We start from the raw sequence: 19,522 nt of genomic DNA on the forward strand, positions 1-19,522 counted from the left end.
TTTTAAACAATTAATTCGTGAATTCGTGGCAAAAAACCTTTGTTTCTTTGAACCTGTGCAACTTTGCACCTCAAAAAAACCTATTCTTTAATTTCAAAACCACCAAGTAAACCTTTATCAGAGCTTCCTCCAACCATAATTTTAAAAGTTCCTGGCTCAACTAAATAATTTCCTTCGTTATCATAAAAACCAAGTTCTTTATCCGTTAAAGTAAAATTTACCGTTTTAGTTTCACCCTTTTTAAGATTCACCAATTCAAAGCCTTTTAATTCTTTTATTGGGCGAACGATACTTGCAAATTCATCGTGAATATATAATTGCACTACTTCTTTTCCATCATAATTTCCTGAATTCGTTACTTCAACACTTACCTCAACTTTTTCTCCTTTTGCGAAAGCAGTTTTGTTTATCTTCAAGTCTTTATAATCAAATTTTGTATAGCTTAATCCAAAACCAAACGGAAACTGAGGCGTTTTCTCCACATCCATATAATGCGACCAAAAAACATTTTTATCACTGTCTATTGGTCTTCCTGTACTGTATTTGTTATAATAAATTGGCACCTGACCCACATTTCTAGGAAACGACATTGGCAGTTTTCCGCTCGGATTATAATCTCCGTATAAAACCTGCGCAACTGCATTTCCAGTCTGCGTTCCTAAATGCCAAGCTTCTACAATTGCTGGAACATTTTCTGCTGCCCACGGAATACTTAACGGACGACCATTATTTAAAACCAAAACTACATTCGGATTTACTTTGTAGATTTCTTCTAACAATTCCTGCTGTAAACCTGGAAGATTCAAATCAGTTCTACTTCTTCCCTCACCACTTTGGAAACCATATTCACCTAAAACCATTACGACAACATCGGCGTTTTTTGCCGCTTTTTTAGCTGCTTCAAATCCACTTTTATCTGTGGTGTTAAAAACCGTTTCCGTTAAGAAAGTCGCTTTTTGTTTCAATAAATCGGCTCCTTTTTCAAAAGTCAGCTGATTGTCTTTATATTGCTGCATTCCTTCTAAAACCGAAACTGCTGTATCATCAGAAGCAGCAATTCTCCAGCTTCCTAGCGGACTATTTTTATCATTTGCCAAAGCGCCAATCAAAGCAATTTTTTGTCCTGATTTTTTTAGCGGAAGCAAATTCTTTTCATTCTTCAATAATACAATTGATTTCTTCGCCATGTCTAAAACGCCGTCATTATTGGCTTTACTTCCCACAACTTCTTTTTCGCGTTTTTCATCACAATATCTGTACGGATCATCAAATAATCCTAACTCAAATTTTACTCGTAGAATTCTGCGAACAGCATCATCAACCAAAGCTTCTTTCACTTTTCCAGATTTTACCAAATCAACCAATTTTGCCACATACAAATACGATTCCATATCCATATCAGAACCCGCAATTACCGCTTTTGCAGTTGCATCTGTTTCATCTTTTGCGTATCCATGCGCGATCATTTCTCGAATCGAAGCATAATCAGAAATTACAAATCCGTCAAACTTCCATTTTCCTTTTAAAATATCTCTTTGCAGAAAAGCATTTCCCGTTGCCGGAACGCCATTTAAGGTATTAAACGAGTTCATAAACGTACGAACTCCCGCTTGAACCGTAGCTTCAAAAGGAGGCAAAACGGAGTTGTACAATTTAGAATTGCTGATATCCACAATATTGTATTCTAAACCAGCTTCGACATAACCGTAAGCTGCAAAGTGTTTTGCACAGGCCGCAATTGTATTTACTTTTTGAAGATCTGCAATAGTTTCTCCTTGAAAACCTTTTACTCTTGCATAACCCACTTTACTTCCCAAATACGGATCTTCTCCCGCACCTTCCATCACGCGTCCCCAGCGTGCATCATTTGCGACATCTACATTTGGTCCAAAAGTCCAGTTAATTCCAGATGCCGAAGCTTCATCTGCCGCAATCGCTGCCGATTTTTTTATCGCTTCCAAATCCCAACTCGCAGCTTCTGCCAACGGAATCGGACTTAACGTTTTATAACCATGTATAACGTCAAAACCAATTATTAACGGAATTCCTAATCGCGTTTCTTCAACTGCAATTTTCTGTACGGCACGAACTTCTTTCACGCCGCGAACCGTCAGCATTGAACCCACTAATCCTTTTCTTAAATGCTCATATTTTAATTCGGCAGTCCCACCTTTTGGCGCTGGACCTGTAACATCCCAAAAACCATTGTATTGGTTCATCTGCCCTACTTTTTCCTCCAGCGTCATTAACGGCAAAAGCAAATCTATTCGCTGTTCAACAGTTTTGTTTTTATCCAGATACGGCTTTTTTTGTGCATTCATATTTCCAATCGTAAAAAGGGCAAAAACCCCAATAGTTATTATTTTTTTATTTTTCATATGTGTGGTTTAGTTAGTTTTTTTTTAAGATACTGAGATTCTAAGGTTCTGAGCTACTAAGTTTTTTGGGCGTGTCCCTCCGGGTCGGGCTATCCGTTTCAAGTCCTCGCTCTTCCTTCGTCAGGCTGTGGGCTTTCCACTACTATCCCTCACGCAAGCATTTTCAAAAGACACAATCTTGTCATTGCGAGGAACGAAGCAACCTCAATAACAATTAGCCACAAACTGGATTTTGCAAATGTGGTTGCTTCGTTCCTCGCAATGACAAACTTTGGGTATTAACTTTGCGAGGCTTCTCCCGAAGCCTTGGGGTCGCTCAGCCTGACAAAAAAATCTAAAATCTAAAATTCCGACGTAAAACAAGAAGCCGGTAAATTCGCTTTATTAAACAAATCTGACTGTATTGTATTTCCCCATGCAAACCTCACTTTTGCAGGATTCACAACTTTTTTACTTGTCAAAATCACTTCGTTATTTTTAATCGAAGCTTCGGCTGGATAGAAAACGCCATCGCCTCCCGCTACTTCAAATTGATTCGATTTTTTATCTTTAAAATACAATCCATCAGCATAATCAAAAGAAACTACCACTTTATTTTTCTCAACTGTAATTACTTTAAATAGCGGTCCGTTAACCAAATTGGAATTGGCTTTGTAGGTTTCAGCCAAAGCCAAATTAGCAAGGCGAATTCCAACATCCTTTTTATTTTTGGGATGAATATCAATCGTATCTGAAATGTCACTGATAACGACCATTCCGGTTTTTGAAACTTCTTTCAATAATTTTCTTTGAGAATCTCTAACCGTAACATTTGAGAAATTATTACTTCCCGTTTTAAAAGGCGCAATTTGAACGTAATAAAACGGAAAGTCATCCTTCCATTCTTTTCTCCATGAGGTAATTAAGGCGCCTAAAGTTTTATCATAAACCAAAGAACCTACATTCGATTCTCCCTGATACCAAAGCGTTCCAGCAATTTTAAATCCGACAATTGGATAAATCATTGCATTATACGCACGGCCAGGCTGTCTTGGTCCGTATTCTTGTTCGTTTAGTTTTTTAGCATTTTCCAATAAAAGTGGATCATTATTTACAACATCTTCGGGCATCCAGATTTCGGCAGGAGTGCCACCCCAATTCGAAGAAATTAATCCTATTGGAACATTTTTCAAATCTTCGCGCAGGCGTTTGGCAAAAAAGTAACCTACAGCGCTAAAATATTTCATGGTTTCTGGAGTCGATTCTGTCCAGTTTCCCAATAAATTATTCTGCGGACTTTCTGCAGTCAATTTCGGAACAGTAAAAAATCGAATATTCGGATTTGTAGCATTTTTTGCTTCCTCTTCTCCACCATCAATTCCCCAGCTTGCCGACATTTCCATATTAGACTGTCCTGAACAAAGCCAGACTTCACCAATCAAAATATTTTTTAAAATGATTTCATTGTAGCCTTTTATATTAATAGAAAAAGGTCCGCCAGCTTCGGGAGTTTTAATCGTGATTTCCCATTTCGCCTGATTATTGGCAACGGTTTTATATTCCTGATTATTCCAGCCAGAAACTAGTTTTATTTCTTCTTTTGGATTTGCCCAACCCCAAATTTTCACTTCAGAATTGCGCTGTAAAACCATATTATCACTAAAAATATTCGGGAGCGAAACGTTTGCCATCATAGTACTGGAAATCAATAGAAAGAAGACAAACTTATAAATATTATTTTTCATGTAATAAGCTTTTTAAAAATGGAGCATATTCATCAGCCAAAACTTTGTGATCTGCTACATCTGGGTGTCCTGAACAACCTTTGGGAGTCATCGGCTTAAATTTGAAAATCTGAATTGGCTTATGCGCTTTATCATTCGCGAAAGCATTTTTAACTTTATTCAGACAATCTTCAAAAACGCCCCCTTTTTCTCCTCCAACCATTGGACTATTCGTAATTACAATATGTACATTCGGATTATGTTTGTACAACATTTTGATGAAATTGATGTAATTCGAAACATACTTTTCAGGATTAAATGGAAGGCGTTCTTTTTTTCCGTCTCCACCAGAAAAATCATTGGTTCCCAAGGCAATACTGATAATATCCGGCTGAAAAGCAAAATCATATTTAGGTTTCGAAGGATCTTTCGTTAAATACAAATTTTGATAAACATCTGGCATTATAGCTTCGTCCTTATTTTCGTCATTCCAATTGCGATACATTCCAATTCCAGAAACACAGCTCATCAAATAATCAACACCAATCTTTCTTGAAAGTGTTGGACCGTAAGCATAATAACTGTTGTGGTGATCGTAATATTCTCCTTTATCGCAAGGAATGTCAGAACCATCACTTGCCGCGCCACAAGTAATAGAATCTCCAATAAACTCGATTTTCTTTTTCTTTTTAAAAGAAATTGTAGTCAGTTTTGCCGTTGTTCCTGCGAATAAAACATTACCGCTTTGCGCTTCTGTATTTTTATAGATTTCTAAACGATGTTCTTTTTTGTTTGAAGTCACTTTTATTGGAAATGTTTGAACATCACCTTTTTCAATCCTGATTTTCCCAATATATTTTCCATCCAAAACCAACTGAACATAATTATGATGTTCGTAAGAATCTACACTCTGAAGTGCAATTGAACATTCATTTCCAATAAAATTAAACGAAACCGAAGATGCAGTCCCTATCAAAATGACATTATCGTTTTGAAGTTTATCAATTCGGCCTTGGTATAAAAAAGTTTTACTTGAATTTTGAGTTTGTGAAGTCGAAACGATCGAAATCAGCAAAAACGAAATTAAAAGAGTTATTTTTTTAGGAAACATAATTTATTTGTTAAAATATAAATACGATTCACAAATATATTTGAAATGAACTAGACAGAAAGATACTAAAATGTCAAAATGCAATAAAAAAACACCACATAAACACATCATTTGAAGGATAACGAATGCTATTTGTACTTTTAAAGGGTGTTTTTGTTCTTTTAAAATAAAATAACGGTTTATCTTTAACGTTTCAACTTATATTAGACTAAAAAAAATGAGATCAATCCTTTATATTTTTTTACTTCCTCTTTTTTTATTTTCTTCTTTCACTGTGAAAAGGGAAGAGAAACAAAAAACAATTCAAAATCCTAAAATTGAAGCCGAAATTGATCGGGATTCTATTATCGCATATGCCAAACAATATTTAGGAACACCTTACTTGTACGCAGGCAGTAATCCGAAAAAAGGTTTTGACTGCTCTGGCTTTGTAAGTTATGTGTATAGCAATTTTGGTTTGACATTGCCTAGAAGCTCAAGCGGTTATAAGAATTTGGGAAAAGCTCTAAAACCTGAAGATTTTAAGGTTGGAGATATTTTAGTTTTTTACGGTTACAAAGACAGAACTATTGTTGGTCATCTTGGAATTATATGCGAAGCTAACGGGATGCATTCTAAATTTATTCACGCCTCATCTGGAAAAGCACAGCAGGTTACGATTACAGCTCTTGATACAGAACATTATACCAAACGTTTTTATAAATGTATTGATGTTTTATCTAAATAGTTTTTACCACAGATTAAAAGATTAGCATCCATTTTATATAATTCTTTTTAATCCATTAATCTCTGGGTTCAATTTTTTCATTCTGAATAAAATAAAATTTAAAAAAACCATTTTTAGAATTTGGAATTTATCCAGCTAATTATTGGAATTCGAATTTAAACTTTTATTCTTCTGTCAATAGTTTCAACAGACTTTCATCTCTTTGATAAATGTCTTTATAGAAATTCAACTGCCCTTCGCGGTCTACCCACGCTGTAAAATATCCGATATAAACAGGAACTTTTTTCTTAAGTGTATACCAGCTTTCTTTTCCGGCGTGCATGGCTTTATCGATTCTGGCAGGATTCCAAGATGGATCTGGTTTTAATAATTCAATTGCCAATTCACGAGGTTTTGCAACACGCACACAGCCGTGGCTAAAAGCTCTGCTTTCCCTTTCGAACAAACTTTTAGAAGGCGTATCATGCAGATAAATATTGCTTGAATTTGGAAACAAAAACTTTACCAATCCCAAAGAATTATTTTTTCCTGGAAGCTGGCGAACGGCCCCGTTATTCCATTCTAAATTTTTCTTTTGAAGATAGTTTTTATCTTTCGCCATTCCTGGCTTTATCTCTTTTGCAATAATACTCGGCGGCACATTCCAATACGGACTAAAAACAATATTGTTCATCATTCCACTGAAAATTACGGTTTTTGTCATTGCTTTCCCCACAACAACAGGCGAAGTAAAAGCAATTTTTCCATCCTCAATTAAATACAATTTAAATTCAGGAATATTTACTTCAATGTATTTTTTCCCTTTTTCCAATTCAGGATCAATCCATCTGCAGCGTTCCATATTGGCGATTATGGTTTTTATTCTGTCAGAAACTGGAATATTCAAATCGTTTATATGTTCTGTTAAAATGGTGTTTTTTGGCGCATAACCGTGTCGTAGTTCGTAATTTTTCATGGCTTTAATTAAAACTGTATCACAAATCGCGCTTTTAGTATCTTCTTTAAGATCTTTAGTTACAAAAAGTCTTTCTCTAATTTGAGCTATAACATTTGAAGAATCGCCTAATTTTAAACTTTTAAAATCATCTCCCGTTTCAATGTTTTTCCAGCCGCCTTTTTTCTCAATTTCTCTGTATTCTTTTAGAGCATCACGAAGTTTATAATATTGGCTGAACATCTTTCTTTTCTTATCGTCTAAAATGGTCGATTTTTTAAAGATAGAATCTGAAAGCACTTGATAATTGAACTTTTTACGAGGTAAAAGCCATTCTAAAGAAATAACCGTTTTTTCATCAAATCCTCCATATACTTTTTCGGCATAATAGTAATAGAGATTAGAAAGAAGTAAATCCGTATCTTCTTTTGATAATTTCTTGGCAGCATTATTATCAAAAACCAAATTCAATTGTTCGCTGTATGGAAAATTTGCTTTTAATCCTTCTTGATCCAGATTTTTGTATTGGTTGAATAAAGTATTACCAAATTCTACAACGCCTTTATTATCCTGCCACAATTGAGTTGATTTATTTTTTTGATATAAAGAAGTTACATCCCTTTTAAATTTTGAAAGTTTCGGATAACTTTCATAAAATGCAGCAACGCGAGTACTGTCAATTGTAAGTTTTAATTCTGGAATTTTCTCAACTTTTTTTATCGAATTTTCCTCTTTTTTATCTGCTTTAGAGTTACACGAAAAAACAGTAAAAAGTACAACCGTAATAATAAGCGAATACCAAATTTTCATACCAGAATTTTTTATTAAAAGTAGAAAAAATTCTATTAAATCAAAGTCTTCGCAAATAAATCTTATTTATCTTTTTTTCTGATTTTAAAAGTAATTAAACTGCATAAAAAAAGCCCCAAACAATTACTTGTCTGGAGCTTGCCATATAACCAACCTATTAAAATTCTTAGATAACCGTACCTTTTAAAGTAAGGATTTTTGGTGCTGTTTCTGCACTAGTTGTTACAGTAACTGTTTTTGTAAATGCACCTTTGTTTGCAGCATTGTAAGTTGCAGTAACTTTTCCAGATTTTCCAGCCTGAATTGGTTCTTTGGTGTAATCTGTAGCCGTACAACCACAAGATCCTTTAACGTTTGTAATCACAACAGCTGTTTTTCCAGTATTTTTAAATTCGTAAACAATTGCCTTTGGAGTTCCTTGTGGAATTTGTCCAACATCTATTGTTTCTGCTTTCCAAGTAATTGTAGAAGCCGAAGTTTCTGAAATTTTAGTCTCTGAAACTAAAGATTTTACTGGAGCAATCGCCGAAAAAGACATTAGCCCTAAAGCCAAAGCTAACATCAAAATTTTAATCATTTTCATAACGGATATATTTAAAATGGTTTATAGTTCTAATTTGATATTACAAAGGTATTTCAGACAAAACCAAATCGCTGTTAACCGCTTTCAAATGTTTGTTAATGACTTGTTAATCGCTTATTTTCAGGGTAAAATTGATTAATATTACACTTTTAAAATTCCTTATTCTTGAAAATTAATAAACTCAACAGCATCATTCTCTTAGGATTGGTAGCCATCATTAGTATTTTGGTGGCACAATTGTTATGGACAAAAGAGGCTTTTACAATTGAACAAAAAAAGCTTAGCCAGAAAGCACATATTGCTTTACTGGAAGTGGCAAAAAAGCTCTATGAAGGAACAAATCATGAACTGCCGGTACAGAATCCCGTACAGAAAATATCCAACGATTATTATATTGTAAATGTCGATAATGAATTTGAACCTGAAATTTTAGAGTTTTATCTAAAAACGGAATTCAAAAAAATGAATATCACTACAGATTTTGAATACGCGATGTACAACTGCCAGAGTGATGAAATGATTTATGGTGATTATATTTCGCTTTCAAAGAAAAAAGCAGAATGCAAAAAAACTGTTTATTTCCCTAAGCATAAAAATCTGGTTTATTATTTCGCTGTACGTTTTCCTAATGAAACTACGTATTTATTTAGTTCTATGCGTTTTTGGTTTATCCTTTCAACGGCGTTAATTTTAATTTTACTGATTTATGTTTATTCTATTTTTAAACTTTTACAGCAAAAAAAATATTCTGAATTACAGCGTGATTTCATCAATAACATGACGCATGAGTTTAAAACGCCTCTGGCATCTATTCTTATCGCTTCTAAATATCTAATTGAGCAAAAGCCAATTAAAGAAGATAAAAAGTTATATACTTATACCGATATTATTATTAGTCAAGGAAATAAGTTAAATAGCCATATTGAAAAAATTCTAAATGTTGCAAAAGCAGATTATGCTCCTTTAGAACTTAAAAAAGAGAATATCCTAATTGTTCCTATAATTGAAGAAGCAATTTCAAATATCAATTTAAAATATCCAGATGCTGTTTTTACAATTGAAACTTCATCGAATGATTATTCAATAGAAACTGATACTTTTCATTTTGCTAATTTAGTTTATAATTTATTGGATAATGCTGTAAAATACTGCAGCGTAAAGCCAGAAGTAATAATCAAAATTACCGAAGATAAAAATTGTTTAAAACTTGAGTTTATTGATAATGGAATCGGGATTACTCCTAAAAAAATATCTTTTATCTTTGATAAATTTTACCGTGTTCAGAACGAGAAAAGTAATGAAGTCAACGGATTTGGTCTCGGTTTATATTATGTGAAAGAAATCTGTACACTACAGAACTGGAAAATAAAAGCTGAAAACAATGTTGAAAAAGGCGTAACAATAACCTTATCAATTCCTTATAAAAAATGAGAAATTTCAAAATACTTTACGCCGAAGACGACGAAACTCTTGCATTTTTAACCAAAGACAATTTGGAGCAGAATAATTATGAAGTAATTCATTGTGCTGACGGAAAATCGGCATTGAAAACTTTTGAAGAAGAAGATTTTGATATCTGCATTTTTGATATTATGATGCCAAAAATGGATGGTTTTGATTTGGCAGAAGCTATTAGAAAAATCGATCTTGATATTCCTATCATTTTTCTTTCGGCAAAAACTTTAAAAGAAGACAGAATTAAAGGATTACGTCTGGGAGCCGATGATTATTTGGTAAAACCTTTTAGTATTGAGGAATTACTTTTGAAAATTGAGATTTTTTTAAAACGTTCGCAGAAAAATATTGCGCCTGTAAAAACTATTTACGAAGTAGGAAAATATCAGTTTGACACTAAAAATTTTATTCTTTTTAATGAAGAAGAAAAAGTAGGTCTTACCCAGCGTGAAGCCGAATTATTGAAACTCTTTCTAGATCATAAAAATTCGGTTTTAAAGCGCGAACAAATCTTAACCTCTTTGTGGGGAACAGACGATTATTTTATGGGCAGAAGTCTTGACGTTTTTATTTCGCGTCTTCGCAAAATATTAGCAAATGAACAAGGCATCTCAATTGAAAACCTTCATGGCATTGGGTTTCGATTTTCTATTGGATAACCAGTTTTAAGAAATATAATCGTACAGTATGTCATTCCGACGAAGGAGGAATCTCCGCGACAATATTCCGCAAAGTTATGACCAATCTTTGAGGAGCTACTTGCGGAGATTCCTCCTTCGTCGGAATGACATACAGAATGTTCAAATTTACCTATAAATAAAACTTAACGCAAGGTTTATACACAGTCATGACAAATCTTTGGCGAGTTACTTATGGAGATTCCTCCTTCGTCGGAATGACAAACTAAACTATTAAACCTTTTCTGATCAAATCTCTTCGTAAATTAATAGTTTAAAAAATCTAAGTCAGGATTCATAGTTTTTATTAATGCTATTTTCTTCTCTCTCCTCCATCCTTTAATTTCTTTTTCACGTGCTATTGCTTCCTGAATCCAATTAAATTTTTCATAGTAAAGCAAAAACTCAACTTTATAGTTAGACACAAAAGTTTTATTCTCAAGTAGAATATTTTCTTTATGTTTCAACAATCTATTTTTAAGGTTATTTGTAACACCAACATAAAAAACAGATCTCGCTTTATTTGTAAGAATATAAATGAAATAGGTATGAAAACCTTCTTGTAAATACATAAACAAAATGATAACAATTTTGCTAAAAATAAAGAAAAATCTGTAAATAGATTTTCGAAAAACTTTGTATTTTTAATATCTAAATTTCCTTGATATGAAATTACATCATTTGCGAAATGCTACTTTGGTGATTGAAACAGAAAAGCATGTCATTTTAGTGGACCCAATGTTAGGCAAAAGAAAAACAATTCCGCCTTTTACTATTTTTAGATACAAGCCCAAAAGAAATCCGCTGGTGGCACTGCCAAAAAACAGCCGAGAAATATTAAGCCGAGTTACACATTGCTTAATTACTCATTTGCATCCAGATCATATTGATAAAGCCGGCGAAGTATTTTTACGAAGAAAAAGTGTTCCTGTAATCTGCAGTTCAAAGGACGAAAAAGCACTTCTTCAAAGAGGACTGACTGTTATTCAAACTTTAGAATATTGGGAACCTCAAAAATTTTTAGACGGAAAAATAACTGGAATTCCTGCCATTCATGGTTACGGTTTTATCTCTAAACTTATGGGAAATGTCATGGGATTTCTTATCGAATTGGCAGATCAAAAATCAATTTATATAAGCTCTGACACTATTTTTACCGAACATGTCGAAAAAGTTCTAACACAGCTAAAACCAGATATTTCGATTGTCGCCTGCGGTACTGCGCGATTAGATATCGGACAGCCATTATTAATGCGAATGGATGACATTTTGAAATTTGCAACCCTTGCTCCAGGAAAAGTTCTTGCCAATCATTTAGAAGCTTTAAATCATTGCCCAACAACTAGATTGCAATTACGATCTGCTCTTTCAGATCATGGGCTTTTAACAAAAACGTCTATTCCTAAAGATGGTGAATGTTTGGAGTATTAAAGCACTAATAATCCAAATTCACGAAGCGTATTTATAGGTTTAGAATACCAAAATAATTCGAAATCTTCTAATGAAGTTTCGAAATCATTTTTCACTTCTTGAAAGGTATAATTTTTAGCACTTGAAATTGAAATTTTAGACAAGATTGAAATCAGCCACTCCCCTTCTTCTTTGCTGGTTTGAATATTGAAGCTTTCTTTTTTATCGTGAAAAGTTAAAGACATCATTTCCCAGCTTCTTCCTTTTTTCGATTTTATAAAAATTTCAGCAGATGGTTTTCCGCCAAGCCAAACCACTTTTGCATTTGGTTTTGTATTGAAATCATTTTGTTCCTGAAGTGCATCAAAAATAAAATCGGGATGAATTTTGGTTTTCGGAATTTTAAAATCAAACCAGTCTTGCAATTCATAATCAAAACAGATTCCGTGCATGAAATTAAAAAGTGATTTCTTTAATCCGAAACTGAATTTATCATGATTAATTCCTGTAGAATCTGTGTAATCAATATCATTATTGGCAAAAGTTCCAATTGCTTCTGTTTTTTTGGTTACGCCAAATTTTTCAGGATATAATCCGACAGGACTATGAGCTGTTAAAGCAAATTGATGCCAAAATCCAGATTGTAAAACTCCTGCTTCAAACAATTGACGCACCATTTCGAGACTGTCAATTGTTTCCTGAATCGTCTGCGTTGGATATCCATACATTAAATACGCATGAACCATAATTCCGGCTTCAGTAAAATTTCGAGTCACTTTCGCGACCTGTTCTACAGTTACACCTTTATCAATTAATTTTAATAATCGATCTGAGGCTACTTCCAAACCACCAGAAACAGCAATACAACCAGAAGCTTTTAGCAGTAAACATAAATCTTTTGAAAAACTTTTTTCAAAGCGAATATTCGTCCACCAAGTTACAGCCAGTTTTCTTTTTAGAATTTCAAGCGCCAAAGCACGCATTAAAGCTGGCGGTGCAGCTTCATCAACAAAATGGAATCCGTTTTGTCCAGTTTGTTCGATCAATTCTTCCATTCGATCACAAAGCAGACTTGCTGCAACGGGTTCGTAGACTTTTATATAATCTAATGAAATATCGCAGAAAGTACATTTTCCCCAATAACAGCCGTGCGCCATTGTAAGCTTATTCCAACGTCCGTCACTCCACATTCTATGCATCGGATTTACAATTTCAATTACTGAAATATATTTATCCAACGGCAGATCTGAATAATCTGGAGTTCCTACATAAGCTTGTTTGTAGTCGTGTTTTAAGGAATTATTTTTATAAACTACTTCTCCATTTTCTAATAAAAAAGTTCTTTTATAAGAATTGTAATCTGGATTTTCTAAGTTAAAAATTAATTCTTCAATTGGAACTTCTCCGTCGTCTAAAGTGATAAAATCGAAAAATTCAAAAACACGTTTGTCAGAAAGTGAGCGTAATTCTGTATTTGGGAAACCGCCTCCCATCGAAATTTTAATTTCGGGATGATTCTGTTTTACCCATTGTGCGCAACGAAAAGCACTGTATAAATTTCCAGGAAAAGGAACTGAAATTAAAAACAAAGTTGGTTTTACAGCTTCAATTTTTGCTTTCAAAAGCGAAATCAAAATCGAATCAATATAAGTTGGTTCCTGTTGAAATGCTTCGTACAATTCATCAAAAGAATTTGCACTTCGGCCTAAACGTTCGGCATATCTGCTGAAACCAAAATTATCGTCGACACATTCAACAATAAAATCGGAAATGTCTTCGAGGTATAAAGTTGCTAAGTGTTTGGCTTTATCCTGTGTTCCCATTGTTCCAAAAGCCCAATCGAGTTCTTCTAACTGTGCAAAACGAGAAGCTTCTGGCAGAAAATCTTCCTGACAAATCTGCAATGCCAAAGTTGGATTTTTCCCCTGCAAAAACTGGATTACAGAATCAATCGTCTTGATGTATTCGTCTTGTAAAGCAAAAATTCTCTTGGAATTATCTGAAACTTCAATATTTGTAACTTCAAATCTGAAACTTGAAACTTGAAACAAATCAATTAATCCTTTTTTCGAAAACAATTCTAAAATCACATCAATCCCCAAATCAGCCTGAGCCGATTCGATATTTTTGGTATTTAGAAAACCTTTTATATAAGCCGTTGCCGGATACGGAGTATTCAGTTGGGTAAATGGAGGCGTAATTACAAAAAGTTTTGTTTTCAAGAGGAATTATTTTTTTGCAAAAATACGAGATATTTGGAGACTTTTAAGTTAAAGATTTTTAGCCGCTCTGTTTTAAGTTTCTGATTTTGTATTGTAGGATATTTAACTACATTTGTCGACATCCAAAATAATCAAATGAAACAAACTTTACTTTTATATTTCATATTCTTCACAGCATCAATTACAGCACAAAATATTCAATGGCAAAATACTATTGGTGGTAATGATTATGATTGGTGTGACTTCATAGAAAAAACAAGTGACGGAAATTACATTTCTGGAGGATATTCATACTCAAATATTTCTGGAGATAAAAATGAAAACTCAAGAGGACAAAATGATTTTTGGTTTTTTAAACTTGATGATTTAACTGGTAATTTGTTATGGCAAAAAACTATTGGCGGTACTAGCAACGACCACTTAGTTTCTGCGAAAGAAACCACAGATGGAGGTTACATATTAGGCGGATATAGCTCGTCTGGAATTTCTGGCGAAAAAACTCAAAATACTAAAGGAGGTGACGACTATTGGGTTGTAAAGCTTGATTCTAATAGAAATATCGTTTGGGACAAAACATATGGAGGAACTGGTACAGATAGATTAACATGTATAATTGAAACTGAAGACGGAGGTTATTTAATTGGTGGAGAATCTGATTCTAATATTTCTGGCGATAAAAATGAAAACTCGAAAGGCAGTATTGACATCTGGGTTATCAAGATAGATAATCTAGGGACAATAGTCTGGCAAAAAACAATTGGAGGAAATGCTGCCGATTTAATTTCATCTATCAGTAAAACAAATGATCATAAGTATGTTGTAGTCTCATCTTCAAGTTCTAATATATCTGGTGACAAAACTCAAAATTCCAAAGGAATTTTTGATTACTGGATTTTAAAACTTGATCTTGACGGATCCATCATTTGGCAAAATACTATTGGCGGAAATAATGGAGATTATGCAAAATCAATAATAGCAACAGCTGATGGAAACTATTTTATTGGTGGAGATTCTTCTTCTAGAATATCAGGTGATAAAACAGAAAACACTATAAATAACTCTAATGATGTCTGGCTTGTAAAATTAAATAACAATGGACAATTAATTTGGCAGAAGAATTTTGGAGGCGATGATACTGAAATTTTTTCTAATATGAGATTAACATCTGATAATGGTTTGGTTCTAGGAATAATGTCTTACTCAGGAATTTCTGGAATTAAAACAGAAGCTTCTCAAGGTAACCGCGATTATTGGATTATAAAACTAGACTCAAATAATATATTGGAATGGGATAAGGCTTTTGGAGGTTCTAGTGTTGATCAGACCCAGTCTATAGTTCAATCTAATGATGGTTCTTATGTTATTGCCGGCTGGTCACAATCTGATATTTCTGGAGACAAAACTGAAAACAAAAGTGGTCTGCAAGATTTTTGGATTCTTAAATTTAATGTTTGCAATACCGCAGAACCAATTGCCGATCTCTCACAATCTTTCTGCACACAACAAAATGCAACTTTAAGTGATGTTCAAATTATTGGACAAAATATAAAATGGTACGACACCGGCTTTTCCGCATATTCTTTACCAAGTACAACTGTACTGGAAAACGATAGAACTTATTATGTTTCGCAAACTCTAAACAACTGCGAAAGCGAAAGATTAGCAATTACTGTAAAAATTCAAGATACACCAAATCCAATTGCTAATTCTCCACAGCAATTTTGCATTCAAAAAAATGCTACCATTAATGATATTGAAATTATTGGACAAAATATAAAATGGTATGAAAGTACTTCCTCAAATAATACTTTATCTGAAGAAACATCCCTAGAAAATGGAATTACCTATTATGCTTCTCAAACCATAAGTAACTGTGAAAGTGACCGAATTCCAATTACAGTAAATATTCTAGAAGCAACAGATAGAGATTGCATTAATTTAGTTGAAGAACTTCCTTTTCCAAAATTCTTCACGCCAAATGGTGATGGTTTTAATGATCTTTGGACGATAAATCCTGCCTATTTAGCACCAAATGCGGGAATAAAAATTTTTGACAGATATGGAAAATTCATCAAGGAATTAGCCCCAGGCACTTCTTGGGACGGGAATTATATTGGCCGTCAAGAACCTGCCGCAGATTATTGGTTTATTGTAAAAAGATTAAATGGAACAGAATTTAGGGGTCATTTTAGTTTAAAAAGATAAATAAACAGAAAGTCCGCAAAGTAAATTAATACGTTGCGGACTTTGCTTAAATCTTATTGTCTAGGTATAAATTAAAATTTATGCTCGTCTTTACTAATTACCAAAAATGAAATTAAAGAAATAAACGCAGCAGCTGTTAAATACAAACCTACGTAACTCACACTGTAAGTTGAAGCCAGCCAAATCGCAATCATAGGTGCGAAAGCAGCGCCTAGAATTCCTGCCATATTAAAAGTTAGTGAAGCACCTGAATAACGAACGTTTGTTGGAAATAACTCAGATAGAAAAGTTCCAAGCGGGCCGTAAGTAAATCCCATTAAAGCCATTCCGATGCAGGCAAATGTTGTCACTAAAACAATATTTCCTGAGCTTAAAAAGTAAGAAAAGAAAAAGCCGAAAATTGCGATTGCCGCCGTCGCAATAATAAGCATTTTACGACGTCCGATTTTATCAGCCACTACAGCCGAAACTGGAATAAAAATAGCAAAAAACAATACCGAAAATAATTGTATTAATAAACCATCTCTTTTTACAATTCCTAAGTCCGAAGTTGCCCAGCTTAATGTAAAAACTGTCATTAAGTAAAAAACTAAAAAGGTTGTAATCGCTGCAAAGGTTCCAAAAATAAGTTGATTTTTATATGATTTAACTAATTCTAAAAATGGGACTTTTACTTCTTCGTGTTCTTTTTTAGAATTTTCAAAAGAAGGGGTTTCCGTAATTTTGGTTCTAATATAAAAACCTACTATTACCAAAAGCGAACTGGCAATAAACGGAATTCTCCACCCATAATCCATAAAATCCTCATTGCTCATAGAATCCGTTAATAGTAGAAAAGTTCCACCAGAGAGTAACAAACCTATTGGAGCGCCCAATTGTGGAAACATTCCGTACCAAGCACGTTTATTTGGCGGTGCATTCTCAATCGCTAATAAAACAGCTCCTCCCCATTCGCCTCCTAAACCAACGCCCTGCCCGAAACGGCATAGCATCAATAATAATGGAGCGGCAATACCAATACTGGCGTAACTTGGCAAAAATCCGATTGTAACTGTCGAAATTCCCATAGTCAGCAAAGCGGCAACCAAAGTAAATTTACGACCGATTTTATCTCCATAATGTCCAAAAAAAGCAGAACCTAACGGACGGGATAAAAATGCAATTGAAAAAGTAGCTAAAGATTCTAATGTCGCCATTGTAGAATCTGAACTTGGAAAAAATAACTGAGGGAAAACCAACACCGCGGCGTTGGCATAAATATAAAAATCAAAAAATTCGATTGTCGTGCCAATAAGGCTTCCAAAAAGAACATGTTTTAGGGAGTTCTTTTGATTCGGGTTCGTTTTCATGTAAAATAGATATAACTTTTTTTTTGATTACAAAAATATAGTTTCATTACCAATAATTCATCTTTAATAGAATTAGTTTTAGAACACTTATGCTTTTTAACAAATTTCATGTATTTTAGATTTTAAAAATAAGCATTTGATCTGTTTTTAAAATCTTGATTACTGGAACTTTAAAAGAAAAATCAAAAATCAAATCTTAAGCAATCGTTAAAAGAGTTTTTAACTGTATATTTTCATTAAATTTACAGCTGTCAAAAATAAATTTAAAATTATGCCTACCGACTGTATCAGCTTTCAATCTTCTGGATATTTTTCTAAATTGATGCAAGATTATTTAGATCAAAAAACAGAATTAAAACCGCTGTACAACAACTTCCCTACACTGGAAAATTTCGAAAAACAGATTGCAGAAAAAGCATCTAATTTTGATAACAATAACAGAACTGCATTAGTTGATACTTTAAAAAAACAATATGAAAATATTGATATTTCAGAATCAACTCAACATAACATCACTCTTTTAGCGTTAGAAAATACGTTTACAATTACAACTGGCCACCAATTAAATCTATTCACTGGCCCGTTGTATTTCTTATATAAAATTATCTCTACTATTAATTTAACTAAAGAATTAAAATCGAAATATCCTTCTTATAATTTTGTACCTGTTTATTGGATGGCTACAGAAGATCACGATTTTGAAGAAATTAATTATTTTAATTTTAAAGGAAAAAAAATCCGTTGGAATGCCGAAAGCACAGGTCCTGTTGGCAGATTATCGGCAAAAGGTTTAGAAGATTTATTTGAGGTTTATTCTAAAGAATTAGGTTCAAGTTCAAATGCAGCTACTCTAAAGAAATTATTTGAAGAAGCTTATTTAAAACATGAAAATCTAGCCGATGCTACACGTTTTTTAGCTAATAGTCTTTTTTCAAATTATGGACTAGTTATTATAGATGCTGATAATGCCGAATTAAAACGCGCTTTTATTCCGTATATAAAAAATGAGTTAGAAAATCAAACGTCATTTAAGGAAGTTCAAAAATCTATTGAAAATCTTTCAGACTACACTGTTCAGGTAAATCCGCGAGAAATTAATTTATTTTATATAGAAGATAAACTCCGCGAACGAATAATTTTTGAAGATGATAAATATTGGGTTAACAACACTAAAATTTCATTCTCTAAAGAAGAAATTCTAAAATTAGTTGACAGCAATCCTGAAAAATTCAGTCCAAATGTAATCATGCGTCCGTTATATCAGGAAATTATTCTGCCAAATCTTTGCTACATTGGCGGAGGCGGTGAAATTGCTTATTGGTTAGAATTAAAAGCATTTTTTGATGCCGTAAACATTACTTTCCCGATCTTATTGGTTCGAAATTCGGTTCTTTTAGCTACAGAAAAACAAGCTAAAAAAGCTGATAATTTAAATTTAAGCTGGAAAGATTTATTTAGTAAATCTGAAGTTTTAATTAATGCTATTACCCGTAAACTATCTCCTTTTCCAATTGATTTAACTGAACAAAAAGAAGCGCTTGAAAAGCAATTTAATTACCTTTTTGAATTGGCTGAAAAGACCGACAAATCTTTTAGTGGCGCTGTAAAAGCACAAGAAGTAAAGCAGAAAAAAGGTTTAGAAAATCTGGAAAAACGTTTGTTAAAAGCTCAAAAGAGAAAACTCCAAGATCAATTACAGCGTGTAACTGATTTGCAATGCGAATTGTTTCCGAATTATAGTCTTCAAGAACGTCAGGCAAACTTCTCTGAATTTTATTTAGAAAACGGAGATCAGTTAATTCCGCTTTTAATTCAGAAATTAAAACCCTTGGAAAATAATTTTAACATCATAATCACCTAAAATAATTATCTTTAAAAAATTAAAGTAAGTATTTCGGAACAAATAACCAGCTCATTTCCGAGATTATTGCTCTCTCAAACCAAATAGAATTATTTTT

14 protein-coding genes are annotated in these 19,522 nt (G+C 33.3%); 6 read left to right on the top strand and 8 right to left on the bottom strand.

Going from position 1 to position 19,522, the window contains the following annotated elements; translation table 11 throughout:
• Positions 1–80: 80 nt before the first annotated feature.
• The 3 genes from bglX to QE431_RS16910 all read right to left on the bottom strand — a co-directional run bounded on the left by bglX (position 81) and on the right by QE431_RS16910 (position 5,192).
• Entirely contained in the window at positions 81–2,378 is a 2,298-nt protein-coding gene (bglX, locus tag QE431_RS16900) for a beta-glucosidase BglX (RefSeq protein WP_307297954.1), read from the bottom strand.
• 341 nt (positions 2,379–2,719) lie between these two features.
• On the bottom strand, positions 2,720–4,102 hold the full coding sequence (locus QE431_RS16905) for a sialate O-acetylesterase (RefSeq protein WP_307297957.1): 1,383 nt from the start codon (positions 4,100–4,102) through the stop codon (positions 2,720–2,722).
• Positions 4,092–5,192 carry an SGNH/GDSL hydrolase family protein gene (locus QE431_RS16910; protein ID WP_307297959.1) on the bottom strand — a complete coding sequence of 367 codons (1,101 nt, stop codon included), beginning with the start codon at positions 5,190–5,192 and terminating at the stop codon, positions 4,092–4,094. Before QE431_RS16910 ends, QE431_RS16905 begins: the two co-directional genes overlap by 11 nt.
• A 217-nt stretch (positions 5,193–5,409) precedes the next feature.
• Between QE431_RS16910 and QE431_RS16915 the strand changes: the two genes are divergently transcribed.
• Positions 5,410–5,919, top strand: a complete 510-nt coding sequence (locus tag QE431_RS16915) for a C40 family peptidase (protein ID WP_307297961.1) — start codon at positions 5,410–5,412, stop codon at positions 5,917–5,919.
• Positions 5,920–6,082: 163 nt separating this feature from the next.
• Here the strand turns inward: QE431_RS16915 and QE431_RS16920 are convergent, their stop codons facing one another.
• Positions 6,083–7,663, bottom strand: coding sequence for a murein L,D-transpeptidase (locus tag QE431_RS16920; RefSeq protein ID WP_307297963.1), 1,581 nt, complete (start codon positions 7,661–7,663; stop codon positions 6,083–6,085).
• A 166-nt stretch (positions 7,664–7,829) separates the two neighbouring features.
• Positions 7,830–8,246 (bottom strand): DUF1573 domain-containing protein, encoded by a 417-nt coding sequence (locus QE431_RS16925; RefSeq protein ID WP_307297966.1) that lies wholly within the window; start codon positions 8,244–8,246, stop codon positions 7,830–7,832.
• Between the two features lie 165 nt (positions 8,247–8,411).
• Here QE431_RS16925 and QE431_RS16930 point away from each other — a divergent pair, with 165 nt between their 5' ends.
• Together QE431_RS16930 and QE431_RS16935 are read left to right on the top strand one after the other, a co-directional pair.
• Complete coding sequence (locus QE431_RS16930) at positions 8,412–9,677, top strand: sensor histidine kinase KdpD (protein WP_281866408.1); 1,266 nt, start codon at positions 8,412–8,414, stop codon at positions 9,675–9,677.
• Complete coding sequence (locus QE431_RS16935) at positions 9,674–10,360, top strand: response regulator transcription factor (RefSeq protein ID WP_307297971.1); 687 nt, start codon at positions 9,674–9,676, stop codon at positions 10,358–10,360. The genes QE431_RS16930 and QE431_RS16935 overlap by 4 nt, the downstream gene beginning before the upstream one ends.
• A gap of 284 nt (positions 10,361–10,644) precedes the next feature.
• Here QE431_RS16935 and QE431_RS16940 read toward each other — a convergent pair whose 3' ends face one another.
• The gene (locus tag QE431_RS16940; RefSeq protein WP_057116861.1) at positions 10,645–10,950 is read right to left on the bottom strand and encodes a GIY-YIG nuclease family protein; all 306 of its coding nucleotides are present in this window, start codon (positions 10,948–10,950) and stop codon (positions 10,645–10,647) included.
• 94 nt (positions 10,951–11,044) lie between these two features.
• Here QE431_RS16940 and QE431_RS16945 point away from each other — a divergent pair, with 94 nt between their 5' ends.
• A complete protein-coding gene (locus tag QE431_RS16945; protein WP_307297974.1) occupies positions 11,045–11,809 on the top strand; it encodes an MBL fold metallo-hydrolase in 765 nt (254 codons plus the stop codon).
• Here the strand turns inward: QE431_RS16945 and QE431_RS16950 are convergent.
• On the bottom strand, positions 11,806–14,010 hold the full coding sequence (locus QE431_RS16950) for a radical SAM protein (protein ID WP_307297977.1): 2,205 nt from the start codon (positions 14,008–14,010) through the stop codon (positions 11,806–11,808). The two genes, QE431_RS16945 and QE431_RS16950, sit on opposite strands and share 4 nt — an antisense overlap.
• 135 nt (positions 14,011–14,145) lie before the next feature.
• Here QE431_RS16950 and QE431_RS16955 point away from each other — a divergent pair, with 135 nt between their 5' ends.
• A complete protein-coding gene (locus QE431_RS16955) occupies positions 14,146–16,215 on the top strand; it encodes a T9SS type B sorting domain-containing protein (protein ID WP_307297980.1) in 2,070 nt (689 codons plus the stop codon).
• A 71-nt stretch (positions 16,216–16,286) separates the two neighbouring features.
• Here QE431_RS16955 and QE431_RS16960 read toward each other — a convergent pair whose 3' ends face one another.
• Entirely contained in the window at positions 16,287–17,564 is a 1,278-nt protein-coding gene (locus QE431_RS16960; RefSeq protein ID WP_307297983.1) for an MFS transporter, read from the bottom strand.
• 271 nt (positions 17,565–17,835) lie between these two features.
• Here QE431_RS16960 and bshC point away from each other — a divergent pair, with 271 nt between their 5' ends.
• Positions 17,836–19,425, top strand: coding sequence for a bacillithiol biosynthesis cysteine-adding enzyme BshC (bshC, locus tag QE431_RS16965; RefSeq protein WP_307297986.1), 1,590 nt, complete (start codon positions 17,836–17,838; stop codon positions 19,423–19,425).
• Positions 19,426–19,522 lie beyond the last annotated feature (97 nt).

This window comes from Flavobacterium sp. SORGH_AS_0622 (assembly GCF_030818825.1).
In the GTDB taxonomy this organism is placed as follows: domain Bacteria; phylum Bacteroidota; class Bacteroidia; order Flavobacteriales; family Flavobacteriaceae; genus Flavobacterium.